General features: G+C 61.5%; 9 protein-coding genes. 2 read left to right on the plus strand and 7 right to left on the minus strand.

Features of this window, described 5'->3' with window-relative positions; genetic code table 11:
• Window positions 1-28: 28 nt before the first annotated feature.
• Window positions 29-1687 carry an N-acetylglucosamine-specific PTS transporter subunit IIBC gene (nagE, locus tag BLU46_RS10495; protein ID WP_374106783.1) on the plus strand — a complete coding sequence of 553 codons (1659 nt, stop codon included), beginning with the start codon at window positions 29-31 and terminating at the stop codon, window positions 1685-1687.
• A gap of 127 nt (window positions 1688-1814) precedes the next feature.
• On the opposite strand, the gene BLU46_RS10500 is transcribed toward nagE, so the two are convergent.
• From BLU46_RS10500 to purL, 3 genes are all read right to left on the minus strand, one after another.
• Window positions 1815-2108, minus strand: a complete 294-nt coding sequence (locus BLU46_RS10500; protein WP_093201311.1) for a DUF6124 family protein — start codon at window positions 2106-2108, stop codon at window positions 1815-1817.
• 148 nt (window positions 2109-2256) lie between these two features.
• Window positions 2257-2568, minus strand: coding sequence for an NGG1p interacting factor NIF3 (locus tag BLU46_RS10505; RefSeq protein WP_093201315.1), 312 nt, complete (start codon window positions 2566-2568; stop codon window positions 2257-2259).
• Window positions 2569-2572: 4 nt separating this feature from the next.
• The gene (gene purL, locus BLU46_RS10510; protein ID WP_093201320.1) at window positions 2573-6469 is read right to left on the minus strand and encodes a phosphoribosylformylglycinamidine synthase; all 3897 of its coding nucleotides are present in this window, start codon (window positions 6467-6469) and stop codon (window positions 2573-2575) included.
• A 287-nt stretch (window positions 6470-6756) separates the two neighbouring features.
• On the opposite strand from purL, the gene mltF reads away from it, so the two are divergent.
• Window positions 6757-8217 (plus strand): membrane-bound lytic murein transglycosylase MltF, encoded by a 1461-nt coding sequence (gene mltF, locus BLU46_RS10515; RefSeq protein ID WP_063032977.1) that lies wholly within the window; start codon window positions 6757-6759, stop codon window positions 8215-8217.
• 137 nt (window positions 8218-8354) lie between these two features.
• On the opposite strand, the gene BLU46_RS10520 is transcribed toward mltF, so the two are convergent.
• The 4 genes from BLU46_RS10520 to treC form a co-directional block, all read right to left on the minus strand.
• The gene (locus tag BLU46_RS10520) at window positions 8355-8657 is read right to left on the minus strand and encodes a PTS transporter subunit EIIB (protein WP_093201325.1); all 303 of its coding nucleotides are present in this window, start codon (window positions 8655-8657) and stop codon (window positions 8355-8357) included.
• Window position 8658: 1 nt separating this feature from the next.
• Window positions 8659-11190 (minus strand): phosphoenolpyruvate--protein phosphotransferase, encoded by a 2532-nt coding sequence (gene ptsP / locus BLU46_RS10525; protein WP_093201329.1) that lies wholly within the window; start codon window positions 11188-11190, stop codon window positions 8659-8661.
• 48 nt (window positions 11191-11238) lie between these two features.
• Window positions 11239-12459, minus strand: coding sequence for a maltoporin (locus tag BLU46_RS10530; RefSeq protein ID WP_093201334.1), 1221 nt, complete (start codon window positions 12457-12459; stop codon window positions 11239-11241).
• Between the two features lie 71 nt (window positions 12460-12530).
• Window positions 12531-14177: an alpha,alpha-phosphotrehalase gene (gene treC, locus BLU46_RS10535; protein WP_093201336.1), complete on the minus strand. Its 1647-nt coding sequence runs from the start codon at window positions 14175-14177 to the stop codon at window positions 12531-12533.
• Window positions 14178-14204: the final 27 nt, after the last annotated feature.

Raw genomic sequence — 14204 nt, forward strand, 5'->3', positions numbered from 1 at the left:
AGGGCTGCAACGCCTGGGCCGTGCGCTGATGCTGCCGATCGCGATTTTGCCGATCGCCGGCCTCCTGCTGCGACTGGGCGACACCGACTTGCTGAACATCGCGGTGATGCACGACGCCGGGCAGGCGATCTTCGCCAACCTGGCGCTGATCTTCGCCATCGGGATTGCCGTGGGTTTTGCCCGCGACAACAACGGCACGGCGGGCCTGGCGGGTGCCATTGGGTACCTGGTGATGGTCTCCACCCTCAAGGTGATGGACGCCAGCATCAACATGGGCATGCTTGCGGGGATCGCCAGCGGCTTGATGGCCGGTGCGCTGTATAACCGCTTCAAGGACATCAAACTGCCGGAGTACCTGGCGTTCTTTGGTGGGCGACGGTTTGTACCGATCGTCACCGGGTTCTCGGCGGTGGCGCTGGGGGTGATCTTTGGTTTGATCTGGCCACCGATCCAGCACGGCATCAACAGCTTCGGCGTACTGCTGATGGAAAGCGGCAGCTTTGGCGCGTTCGTGTTTGGCGTGTTCAACCGCCTGCTGATCGTCACCGGCTTGCACCATATCCTCAACAACATGGCCTGGTTTGTGTTCGGCAGCTTCACGGATCCGGTGACCGGCGCGGTAGTGACCGGCGACCTGACCCGCTACTTTGCCGGCGACCCGAAAGGCGGCCAGTTCATGACCGGCATGTTCCCGGTGATGCTGTTCGGCCTGCCGGCGGCGTGCCTGGCGATGTACCGCAATGCCCTGCCGGAGCGGCGCAAGATCATGGGCGGGATTTTCCTGTCGATGGCGTTGACCTCGTTCCTGACCGGGGTCACCGAGCCGATCGAATTCGCCTTCATGTTCCTCGCGCCATTCCTGTATCTGATCCATGCGCTACTGACCGGCTTGTCGATGGCGGTCACCAACATGCTCAACATTCACCTGGGCTTTACCTTCTCCGGCGGGTTTATCGACATGGTGCTGGGTTGGGGTAAATCCACCAACGGCTGGCTGGTGTTCCCGGTTGGGCTGGCGTATGCGGTGATCTACTACAGCGTGTTCAATTACTGCATCCGTCGCTTCAATTTGAAGACGCCGGGGCGTGAGGATATTCAGGTCGCGCAGGCCGAGGCCATGACCGATAACCAGCGGGCCGGAGCTTACATTCGAGCGCTGGGTGGTGCGGAGAATCTGCTGAGTGTAGGTGCTTGCACGACGCGTCTGCGGCTGGACATGGTGGATCGCAACAAGGCGGTAGATGCCGAGCTGAAAGCACTGGGTGCCATGGCGGTGGTTCGGCCGGGCAATGGCGGAAGTTTGCAGGTAGTGGTCGGGCCGATGGCAGACAGCATTGCCGATGAGATTCGCTTGGCGATGCCTTCGTATGTTGCGGCGCCTGCGGTGGTGGTAGCGCCTGTTGAGAAGAGCACACCGGTGAATGTGCATGAGGCCGAGAAATGGCTGAGTGCGCTGGGCGGTCGGGCCAATGTCTTGCAACTGGATGCGGTGGCAATGACGCGGCTGCGGGTGGAGCTGGAGGATGGTTCGGTGTTGTCGGAATCCCAACTGACTGCGCTGGGTTGCCAGGGGGTTAGCCAGCTTGAGAGTGGGGTTTGGCACTTGCTGATTGGTGACAAGGCTTCGGGGTTGGGTGAGGCGTTGGAGCGGTTGGTCAGTGGCCGTGAGGTTGGGGTAAAAGCCTGAATCTTTACTGAGCATCAGGGCCTCTTCGCGAGCAAGCCCGCTCCCACATTTTGATCGGTGCCCGTCATGGCAACGCGGTCAAATGTGGGAGCGGGCTTGCTCGCGAATGGCCCTCACAGGCGCCGAATTACTCAGGCTCAGGCACCTCATACAAGTCCAGTATCCGATCCACCATCATTTGAATCCCCTCCAGCATCCGACAAATCCCCAGCGCCACATCACGGTGAGAACCGTCGACTTCAAACGCCAGATGAACCTTCAGCGCCTGCACTGAGGCAAGATCCTGAGAGGCGTTGGCCAGCAGGGTTTCGCTATCCAGATTAGGTACAAGGGTGAATAACTGATCGGCAGGTTGACTCGTCGCCTGACGGGCTGCAGCTTGAAGCGAGGCTATGGAAGATGAAGTGTTTTCGTTGACCATCGTAAAACTCCGAGAAGAATACGCTCCTAGTGATGTTTACGAGCTTGCAGTCCCGGTCACTGAATTGGCAGCGATGAGGCCCTGACAGGCAACAAAAAACCCGCTGACCAAACTGGCCCAGCGGGTTTCTTGTTTTGCAGCCGACGGATCAAAAATCCGCCAACTGCCATACCTCATACGCCGGTGTCTCATACGGATGGCTCAGTTTCAACGCAGCCACGACAGCCACGATCAATTCATCCGCCACCACCAGCTCAACCTTCCATTCTTCAACCACTTCAACCTGCCCTACCTGCCCGATAAACGGCTGGCTGCCGTCCATCGCGCGGAATTGGCCCTGGCCCAGTACCTGCCAGGCGCAGCTGTCGTAGTGGCCGATACGCCCGCCGCCGGCTGCGAAGACGGCGGTTTTCACCGTCTCCACATGGCTGTCGGGCACAAAGAAGCTGAGCTTGTACACCGTCTTAGTTCACCCAGACGCGAGCGTTACGGAACATGCGCATCCACGCGCCGTCTTCGTTCCACTCTTCCGGGCGCCACGAGTTCTGCACGGCGCGGAACACACGCTCCGGGTGCGGCATCATGATGGTGACGCGACCGTCGCGGCTGGTGAGGCCAGTAATCCCGCGCGGCGAGCCGTTCGGGTTGGCCGGGTAGCCTTCGGTGACCTTGCCGTGGTTGTCGACGAAACGCAGGGCCACGGTACCGGACAGGTCGGCTTCCAGCAGTGCTTCTTCGCTGGCGAACTCGGCATGGCCTTCACCGTGGGCGATGGCGATTGGCATGCGCGAACCGGCCATGCCCTGCAGGAAGATCGAGTTGGATTCCTGCACCTGAACCATCGCAACCCGGGCTTCGAACTGCTCGGAACGGTTACGCACGAAGTGCGGCCAGAACTCGCTGCCCGGGATCAGTTCGCTGAGGTTGGACATCATCTGGCAACCGTTGCACACACCCAGGGTGAAGCTGTCGTTACGCTCGAAGAAACCCTGGAACGCGTCGCGGGCACGGCTGTTGAACAGGGCCGATTTGGCCCAGCCTTCACCGGCACCCAGTACGTCGCCGTAGGAGAAACCGCCGCAGGCCACGAGGCCTTTGAACTCGTTGAGGTCAACGCGACCGGCGAGGATGTCGCTCATGTGCACGTCGATCGCATTGAAGCCGGCACGGTCGAACGCCGCCGCCATTTCCACCTGGCCGTTGACGCCCTGCTCACGCAGTACGGCAACTTGTGGGCGGATGCCTTTCTTGATGTAAGGCGCGGCGATGTCGTGGTTGACGTCGAAGCTGAGCTTGGTGCTCAGGCCCGGGTTGTCTTCTTCCAGGATGACGTCGAATTCCTGCTCGGCGCAGTCGGCGTTGTCACGCAGGCGCTGGATCTGGTAGCTGGTCTCGGCCCACTGGCGTTGCAGCAAGCGGCGCTGGCCTTCAAACACGGTTTCGCCGTTGAAGACGATGTTGATTTCACCGTTGTTGATCGGCTGGCCAACCACGGCCACGCAGTCACCCAGGCCAGCAGCGCTGAACTGTGCGAGTACGTCTGGCGTTGCGTCCTGGCGAACCTGGATCACGGCGCCCAGTTCTTCGTTGAACAGGATTGCCGCGATATCGGCGGAAGTTTCTGCCAGGCCATCGAGGTTCAGGTTCAGGCCGCAGTGACCGGCGAAGGCCATCTCCACGGCGCTGGTCAGCAAACCACCGTCGGAACGGTCGTGGTAAGCCAGCAGGTGACCGTCGGCGTTCAAGCCCTGGATCACGGCAAAGAAGGCTTTCAGGTCTTCGGCGTCGTCGACGTCCGGGGCCTGTTTGCCGAGCTTGCCGTGCACCTGGGCGAGGATCGAGGCCCCCATGCGGTTCTGGCCATGACCGAGGTCGATCAGGATCAGGTCGGTGGTGCCCTTGTCCATGCGCAGTTGCGGGGTCAGGGTCTGGCGGATGTCGGTGACCGGCGCAAAGCCGGTGACGATCAGCGACAGCGGCGAGGTGACGCTCTTGTCCACGCCTTCATCGTTCCAGCGGGTGGCCATGGACATGGAGTCCTTGCCCACCGGAATGGTAATGCCCAGCTCAGGGCACAGCTCCATGCCGACCGCTTTCACGGTGTCGTACAGACGCGCATCTTCACCCGGGTGACCGGCAGCGGACATCCAGTTGGCCGACAGTTTGATGTCGGAGATCTTGGCGATTCGCGACGCTGCGATGTTGGTCAGGGTTTCGCCGATGGCCATGCGGCCCGACGCCGGAGCGTCCAGCAGCGCCAGCGGAGTGCGCTCGCCCATGGCCATCGCTTCACCGGTGTACACGTCGAAGCTGGTGGCGGTAACGGCAACGTCAGCCACTGGAACCTGCCACGGGCCGACCATCTGATCACGGGCAACCAGACCGGTAATGGTGCGGTCGCCGATGGTGATCAGGAAGCTTTTGCTGGCAACGGCCGGGTGGTGCAGGACGCGCTCCACGCAGTCGGCGATGGCCAGGGTCGACGGATCAAAATCGTCGCCCAGTTCGTTTTCACGCACGGCCGAACGGTGCATGCGCGGGGCTTTGCCCAGCAGCACTTCCAGCGGCATGTCCACCGGGCTGTTGCCGAAGTGGCTGTCGGTGACCGTCAGTTGCGGCTCGGCAGTGGCTTCGCCGACCACGGCAAACGGGCAGCGCTCGCGCTCGCAGATCGCCTGGAAGCGTTCGAAGTCGGCAGGGCCGACGGCCAGGACGTAACGCTCCTGGGATTCGTTGCTCCAGATTTCGTGCGGGGCCATGCCCGGCTCGTCGTTTGGAATGTTGCGCAGTTCGAAACGGCCGCCACGGTCGCCATCGTTGACCAGTTCCGGGAAGGCGTTGGACAAACCACCCGCGCCGACGTCGTGGATGAAGCTGATGGGGTTCTTGTCACCCAACTGCCAGCAACGGTCGATGACTTCCTGGCAACGGCGCTCCATCTCAGGGTTTTCACGCTGAACGGAAGCGAAGTCCAGGTCGGCCGAGCTGGTGCCGGTAGCCATGGAGGAAGCGGCGCCGCCGCCCAGGCCGATCAGCATCGCCGGGCCACCGAGGACGATCAGCTTGGAGCCGACCAGAATCTCGCCTTTCTGTACGTGCTCGGCGCGGATGTTGCCCATGCCGCCGGCCAACATGATCGGCTTGTGGTAACCGCGCACTTCATCGCCACGCGGAGTGGTGATGGACTGTTCGAAAGTACGGAAGTAGCCGGTCAGGGCCGGACGCCCGAATTCGTTGTTGAACGCAGCGCCGCCCAGCGGGCCTTCGATCATGATGTCCAGCGCAGTGACGATGCGCTCAGGCTTGCCGTACGGCACTTCCCACGGCTGCTCGAAGCCCGGGATCTGCAGGTTGGACACGGTGAAGCCGGTGAGGCCAGCCTTTGGCTTGGCACCACGACCGGTTGCACCTTCGTCGCGAATCTCGCCGCCGGAACCGGTGGCTGCACCCGGGAACGGGGCAATCGCGGTCGGGTGGTTGTGGGTCTCGACTTTCATCAGGATGTGCACCGGCTCCTGCACCGCGCCGTACTGGCGGGTCTCAGGGTCCGGGAAGAAACGGCCGGCGACGGAGCCGACGATGACCGAGGCGTTGTCCTTATACGCCGACAGAACGCCTTCGCTGTGCATCACGTAGGTGTTCTTGATCATGCCGAACAGGCTTTTTTCCTGGCTCTGGCCGTCGATGTCCCAACTGGCGTTGAAGATCTTGTGACGGCAGTGCTCGGAGTTCGCCTGGGCGAACATCATCAGTTCGATGTCGTGGGGATTGCGCTTCAGGCCGATGAACGCGTTGACCAGGTAGTCAATTTCGTCTTCGGCCAGGGCCAGGCCCAATTCGGTGTTGGCGGTTTCCAGGGCGGCGCGACCACCACCGAGCACGTCAATCGCGGTCAGCGGCTTGGGCTCGGCGTGGCTGAACAGACCGGCGGCCTGTTCCAGCTGGCCCACGATGATCTGGGTCATGCGGTCGTGCAGGCTGCTGGCGATCAGCTCGGCCTCGGCCTCGCTGAACTGGCCGGCTACATAGAAGGCGATCCCGCGTTCCAGGCGCTGGATTTTTTCCAGGCCGCAGTTGCGGGCGATGTCGCTGGCCTTGCTCGACCAGGGCGAGATGGTGCCGAACCGTGGCAAAACCAGGAACAAGCGGCCCGCAGGCTCTTGAACTGGAACGCTGGGACCGTACTTCAGAAGGCGCGCCAGCACTTGCTGTTCGTCGGCGGTCAAAACGCCGGTAACGTCGGCGAAGTGAGCAAATTCAGCATACAAGCCACTGACAGAAGGTACCTTCTGGCTCAGTTGCTCAAGGAGTTTGCTGTGGCGAAAGGCAGAAAGGGCAGGAGCGCCGCGCAGGATCAACATCTTCGGGACAGCCTCGGGAAGGGGGTGTGCTTTGAGGCCGTGCATTCTAGCGTAAACCGTCGCCAACGGCACCCGAAACGGCACCTATGGCCGCTGCCGGACGTCAGTTGGCATAAATCGCACGATATCAGAGGGCCATCCAGGCTATTCCGGGCAGTTATTTTAACCGTCACAATCGGCTGCCAAGCCCCGTTTCTGCGGCCTGCAGCCAAGGTTTACGGGCGCTAGCAGACAAGTGCCCCGCTGTCGAGATATGGCGCCGAGGGTCCTTTGCGTATACTGCGCAGATGTTCTCCCCTACTGCTTTACGCCCGCGATGCGCCAAATGGCTCTTCGTCACCGGACTCTTCCTGCTGCTCAGCGCGTGTGTGGATAAACCCAACACGCTCGAGCGAATCAAGGAGGATGGCGTATTGCGGGTGGTCACCCGAAACAGCCCGGCCACTTATTTCCAGGACCGTAACGGCGAAACCGGATTCGAATACGAACTGGTGAAGCGTTTCGCCGACGAGCTGGGGGTAAAGCTGGAGATCGAGACCGCTGACAACCTGGATGACCTGTTCTCACAGATCGGCAAGCCCAACGGCCCGGTACTGGCCGCCGCCGGTCTGGTCAGCAGTGAGCCGCGCCGCCAGCAAGTGCGTTTCTCCCATCCGTATCTGGAAGTCACCCCGCAGATCATCTACCGCAACGGCCAGTCCCGCCCGACCACCGCAGCAGACCTGGTGGGCAAGAAGATCATGGTGCTCAAGGGCAGCACCCACGCCGAACAACTGGCGCAGTTGAAAAAGCAATTTCCCGGAATTGAATACGAAGAATCCGATGCCGTTGAGGTGGTCGACCTGTTGCGCATGGTGGACGAAGGGCAAATTGACCTGACCCTGGTGGACTCCAACGAAGTGGCGATGAACCAGGTGTACTTCCCCAACGTGCGGGTGGCCTTTGACCTCGGTGATGCCAGCCATCAAGCCTGGGCGGTCGCCTCCGGCGAAGACAACAGCCTGCTCAACGAGGTGAACAGCTACCTCGACAAGGTCGAAAAGAACGGCACCCTCCAGCGTCTGAAAGATCGCTATTACGGGCACGTGGATGTACTCGGCTACATGGGCGCCTACACCTTCGCCCAGCATTTGCAGCAGCGCCTGCCCAAGTACGAGAAACACTTCCGCGCCTATGCCAAGGAAGAAAAGGTCGACTGGCGACTGCTGGCGGCCATCGGCTACCAGGAATCACTCTGGCAGCCGGCGGTGACCTCCAAGACCGGCGTGCGCGGCCTGATGATGCTGACCCAGAACACAGCGCAGGCCATGGGCGTGTCCAACCGCCTGGACGCCAAGCAGAGCATCATGGGCGGCGCCAAGTACCTGGCCAAGATCAAGGATGAACTGGACGACAAGATTGCCGAGCCGGACCGCACCTGGTTTGCCCTGGCGGCGTACAACGTCGGCACCGGTCACTTGGATGACGCGCGCAAGCTGGCCGAAAAGGAAGGCCTGAACCCGAACAAGTGGCTGGACGTGAAGAAAATGCTGCCACGCCTGTCGCAGAAGCAGTGGTACAGCAAGACGCGGTATGGGTATGCGCGTGGCGGTGAGCCCGTGCACTTTGTGGCGAACATCCGGCGTTACTACGACATTTTGACGTGGGTGACGCAGCCGCAGCTGGAAGGCAATCAGGTGGTGGAAGGCAACCTGCATGTGCCGGGTGTGGACAAGACCAAACCGACTGAAGAAACTCCGCAGCTCTAATCCCCCGATTCTCCAAACACCACAAAACCAATGTGGGAGCGGGCTTGCTCGCGAATGCGGTATGTCAGCCGGCAAATGCATTAACTGACACACCGCATTCGCGAGCAAGCCCGCTCCCACATTTGATCTCCGTTGATTTATAGAGCGGTGTTCAGGCCGGTAAGCAAGTGCACTACCCCACCCGCCAACACCATCACGCCCGGCACGCCTGCCACCTTCAACGCGTTCGCATCCAACCGCCCCGCATCCTTCAATTGCACCCGCACCCGGGTCAGTGCCACCCGCTGCTGCGACGTGAGATTCTCCGCGCCGCCCAGCGCATTCAGCACCGCCGGCGCCAGCGCTGTTTCGCCCGCTGACGCAACAACCGCCTGTGGCGTTTCAAGCACCAGATCCGGCGTCAGGGCCTTCCAGAACGCCCGCTGAAATTTCTCGAACATGTCAGTGCTCCACAACCAATGAGGTTTCAACGGTAGCCGCGTGGTAAAGGCGCAACGCGTCACGTACCTGCGCCGCTTCTTCCAGGCCGAGCACCTGGCGAGCGATGGATTGGCAGTCCGCCAGGTCCAGCTCGCGCACGGTGGCCTTGATGGTCGGGATCAGCGGCACGCTGACCGACAACTCATCCACCCCCAACCCGATCAGCACCGGCACCGCCAGCGCTTCAGACGCCAACGCCCCGCACACGCCGACCCACTTGCCATGGGCATGGGCCGCCTTGACGGTGCTGGCGATCAGGCGCAGCACCGCGGGGTGAAAGCTGTCAGCCTGGCTGGCGAGCCGCGGGTGATCGCGGTCCATCGCCAGGGTGTATTGGGTCAGGTCGTTGGTGCCGATGGAGAAGAAATCCACCTCCGGCGCAAACAGATCGGCCATCAACGCCGCCGACGGCACTTCGATCATGATTCCCAGCTTCGGCAACTCCGTCAGCCCCAGGACCAACGCTTCCTCTTCAAGAATCTTCCGCGCCAGGCGCAATTCCGAAAGCAGGCTGACCATCGGCAACATGATGTGCAGACGGGCGAAACCGGCACTGGCGAGAATCGCGCGGAATTGTTCGCGCAGCAGTTCCGGGCGCTCCAGGCACAGGCGAATCCCGCGCAGGCCGAGGAACGGGTTGGTCTCGCTGTCCATTGGCACATAGGCCAGCGGCTTGTCGCCACCGACATCCAGGGTGCGCACGACCAGATTGCGTTCGGGGCCCAACGCACGGGCGATGGCGCTGTAGGTGCCCGCCTGTTCTTCGGGGCTCGGCGCGCGGTTGCGGTCCAGATACAGGAACTCGGAACGCAGCAAACCGACGCCTTCGCCCCCCAGGGACAACGCCTGCTCCACCTCCTGCAACGACGCGACGTTGGCCGTCACTTCGACGTGATGACCGTCGCGAGTGGTGGCGGGCAATGAAGCCTGTTCCACTTCCCGCTGGCGGCGAAGCACGTGCTGTTGGCGGGTGACTTGCAGCTGCTCGATCTCGGCCAGGTCCGGGTTCAGGTGCAGCTCGCCTTTGTCGGCATCCAGCAGCACTTGTTTACCGTTGACCAACTCCAGCACCTGCGCCGGCACGCCGCAGATGGCCGGCAAACCAAGGGCGCGGGCAAGGATAGCGACGTGGCTGGTAGCGCCACCGCCCACCGTGACGAAGCCCAACACCCTGCGGGTGTCGAGGCTGGCAGTTTGCGAAGGCGTCAGTTGCTCGGCAATCAGGATCGCCTGCTCCGGTAAATCCCAGGCGCGGTCCTGAACCCCGAGGATCAGTTTCAGCACCCGCTGGCCAACGTCTGCCAGGTCGGCAGCCCGCTCGGCAAGCAAGGCATTGCCCAGGCCCTGGAAGAGCGTGGCGGTGGCTTCGGTGGCGCTGTTCCAGGCGAAGGCCGCGCTTTTGCCCTGGTCCAGCAGATCGCGGGTTTGTTCCAGCAGGGCCGGATCGTCCAGCAACTCCTGATGGGCGCGGAAGATCTCGGACTGGGCGGTGCCGATGGCCTTTTCCTGCAAGGCTTGCAGCGCCTGATTGGCGTTGTTCAGGGCATGGGTCAGGGCCGCGCGCTCCAGCGCCTCACCTTTGCCGGCTTCGGCGAAGGTCAATGCCGGTTCTTTAACCTGCACCACTTGGCCAAACGCCGAACCGGGCGAGGCACACACACCGCGCAGCATGGTCGCCGATGAATCAGGCGCCACGGGTGCAGCAGCAGGTGAATGAGCGGTGACGGCTTCCCCGCAACCTTCGGCCAGCAAGGTTACCAGCGCCTGGATCGCCGCTTCGGCGTCCTCACCTGCCGCACTGACTTGCACGGTGTCACCCTGCACCGTCTGCAACGCCATGATCCGCACCAGCGACTTGGCGTTGGCGCTCTCGGTTTGCTTGTGCAGGTAAATACTCGCCTTGAAGCCTTTGGCGGCCTGCGCCAGCACCGCCGCCGGGCGCGCATGCAGGCCGTTGGCGTTGGGCAAGGTCAGTGGTTTGGAGAACAGGGCGTCACCCTCCTCGTCTTTTACCTCGTCGGCAACAGCTTGCGGCGTTACTCGCAGCAGCGGTTGCCCCACATCGACCAAACCCTGCTCGGGCGTCAGCAGCTTGAAGGGCTCACCACTGACCACCAGCATCAGGGTCAGCAAACTACGGGCATTGAGCGCTACGTAGTCGGCATCGAATTCAATCAGCGGTTGCCCGGCTTCCACCCGCTGGCCTTCCTCGACCAATCGGGTGAAACCCTTGCCCGCAAGATTCACGGTGTCCAGGCCGATATGCATCAGCACCTGGACGCCGTTGTCGTCGGTGACACTCACCGCGTGACCACTGTCCTGGATATTGCTGATCACCCCGGCCAGCGGCGCGCAGAGGGTCTGCGAGGTCGGATCGATGCACAGACCATCGCCAATCAGGCGACTGGAGAACACCGGATCAGGCACCTGGTCCAGGGCGAGCAGCACCCCGGACAACGGCGCCAGCAATTCCAGGGGTTGAGTTGTGGTCATGACTTCACCTGCTGTTTTGTTCTGTAAAAATCATTGAATGGGGGCGACTTATTTCCACCAATATTCGACTTGCACACCAAAATTGGAACCATGCAACGCCGTGCCGTAGCTGCCGGTGTCGGACAACGCCGAACCTGCCGCCAGCTCATTGGCCGCACGCTTGGCCGCTTCGTTCCAGGTCGCGTAGGTGTAATACAAGCGCACTTCCGGCCGCGCCCAGAAGTCCGGGCCTTTGGGGGACCAGGTCGGGGCGAAGGTAAATTTGCTCAGCTTGCGCGTACCACCGGTGGCCTCGACCTGATCATGGCCAAGTTCGGTGACCAGTTTGAACTGTTCGGAGATGGCATAGGCCGGGCGCACACCCAGCGACATCCAGGTCTGGTCCTGGCTACCCGGGCGAATATCCTTCTGGTAAACGGCCTCGATCTGCCCGCCAAAACGCGGGGTCACTTGCCAGTCGAAGAACTCCACCGCGCGGTAGCTCTTGCTGCTTTTATCGAGGAACGTATCGCCGGTGTAACCGAGGCCGGTGCCGGGGCCTTCGCCGTACTGCAGGGCAAACTTGTTGCGCCCGCCGAGGAAGGGTTTCTGCACGTGCTGGGCGGTAATGGCCCAGCCACTGTTGGTATCACGACCACCGGCTTTTTCGATGTAACTCAAGCCCAGTTCCAGCTCACCGCCGGGGTTGGTCTTGAAGCCGGCCACGTTGAAGTCATGACGGGTGGCGTATTCCTTCTGGTACAGGTTGTCCTTGCGGGACAGTGCATAGCTGTACTTCAGGTCGCCGATTTTCACGTCCTCGATACCGCCGCCTGTGGCGCTCTGGTTCCAGTAGTAAAAGTCGGAGATATGGATGTCATTTCGTTTGTAGTAGCGCCGGCCGGCCCACAGCGAACCGCCGTTGAGGCTAGGGATGTTCGACCACTGCGCATACATCTGCGGCATGCGTGCCGAGCCGTTGTCTTCACCCTGAAACTTCAGCGCCCGGTCGTACTTGTTGTACAGCGAGGACATGGCATCGACGCTGAACACCGAGCCGTCGTCGAGGGTCAGCAGGTCCTGGCGCAATTCGAGTTCGGCGTACTGCTCGCACTCGTTGCCCAGACGGTATTTGGATTGTGCACCCGGCAACTGGAAGCACTGCTGCTTGCCACTGCCGGTTGAAGTCCCTGCACCGCTACGCAAGTAGCCGGCAAATTCCAACGCCTGAGCTGCCATCGGCAAGGTCAGGCAGGATGCAACGAGGCCCAGCTTTATTGTTGTTTTCATGAAGCACTCCGATATTTTTATTATGTTTTTTTAAGCGCCCCGGCTCTCCCACGCCGGGGGTAAAGCGGGTCTCAGTCCTTGAGGTGCAGCACAAACGATTCATACGGGCGCAGCGAGACCTGGTTCGAACGCTGTGGGCAGTCGTCGTAGTTGCTGATCAGCAGGCGTTGCTCACTTGCCGCCGTCAGCAGGCCATCGGGCAGTTCGATCTGGCAGGGCGTACCGTAGAAGTTGTTCAGCACCAGCAGGCGCTCGCCGTGGCCTTCGCGCAGGTACGCCCAGACCTGGGTGTGCTGCGGCAGCAGTTGGCGATAAACGCCTTCCTGAATCAGCGGCTCGTGCCGACGCAGTTCGATCAACGCGCGGTAGTGATGCAGCACCGAATGCGGGTCATCCAGCTGGCTTTGCACGTTGATCTGCGCCGCGTTGGCCGGGATGCCGATCCACGGTTCGCCGCGGCTGAAGCCGGCGTTTTGCTCGGCATTCCATTGCATCGGCGTGCGGCCGTTGTCGCGGGACTTCTGCATGATCGCCGCCATGCTCGACGCCTCGGATTCACCCGCCTCGCGCTTGAGCCGGTAGATGTTCAGGGTTTCGACATCCCGGTATTGGTCGATGGTGTCGAAGCCCGGGTTGGTCATGCCCAACTCTTCGCCCTGGTACACAAAAGGCGTGCCCTGGAGGAAGTGCAGCGCGGTGGCGAGCATCTTCGCCGAGACCACGCGGTGCTCGCCGTCGTCACCAAAACGCGAGACCACCCGCGGCTGGTCGTGGTTACACCAGAACAGCGCATTCCAGCCACCACCGGCCTGCATGCCGAGTTGCCAGTCGGAAAGAATCTGCTTGAGTTGCAGGAAGTCGAAGTCGGCCGCCACCCACTTTTGCAGGTTCGGATAATCGACTTTCAGGTGGTGAAAGTTGAAGGTCATCGACAGTTCTTTCGACTGTGGATTCGAATAACGAATGCAGTGCTCAAGGCTGGTGGACGACATCTCGCCGACGTTGATCAGGTCATGCCCCTCGAACACTTCGCGGTGCATTTCCTTCAGGTATTCGTGCACGTTCGGGCCGTCGGTGTAAAAGCGCCGACCGTCGCTGTTGTCTTCCGGGAAATCCGCCGGCTTGGAGATCAGGTTGATCACGTCCAGGCGGAAACCGCCCACGCCCTTGTCGCGCCAGAAGCGCATCAACTTGAACACTTCGGCGCGCACCTTGGGGTTGTCCCAATTCAGGTCGGCCTGGGTGTGGTCGAACAGGTGCAGGAAGTACTGGCCGGTCTGCGCCTCGTATTCCCAGGCCGAGCCGCCGAACTTGGATTCCCAGTTGTTCGGCTGGTCGCGCCAGATGTAGAAGTCGCGGTACGGGTTGTCTAGGCTGCTGCGGGCCTGCTGGAACCACTCGTGTTCGATGGAGGTGTGGTTGACCACGATGTCGAGCATCAGCGTGATGCCGCGCTTGGCGGCTTCACTGATCAGCAGGTCGCAATCGGCCATGGTCCCGTAGCTTGGGTCGATGGCGTAGTAGTCACTGATGTCGTAGCCGTTGTCGCGTTGCGGCGAGCGCAGGAACGGGGTGATCCACAGGCAGTCAACGCCCAGCCACTTCAGGTAATCAAGCTTGTCCACGATGCCCAGCAGGTCACCGGTGGCGTTACCCGCGTGGCTATGAAAGCTTTTTGGGTAGATCTGGTAGATCACCGAGTGTTGCCAGTTTTGCATGGTGGGTTCCTTCAATTTGAAATGCGA

The sequence above is a fragment of the Pseudomonas yamanorum genome (genome assembly GCF_900105735.1).
Classification (GTDB): domain Bacteria; phylum Pseudomonadota; class Gammaproteobacteria; order Pseudomonadales; family Pseudomonadaceae; genus Aquipseudomonas; species Aquipseudomonas yamanorum.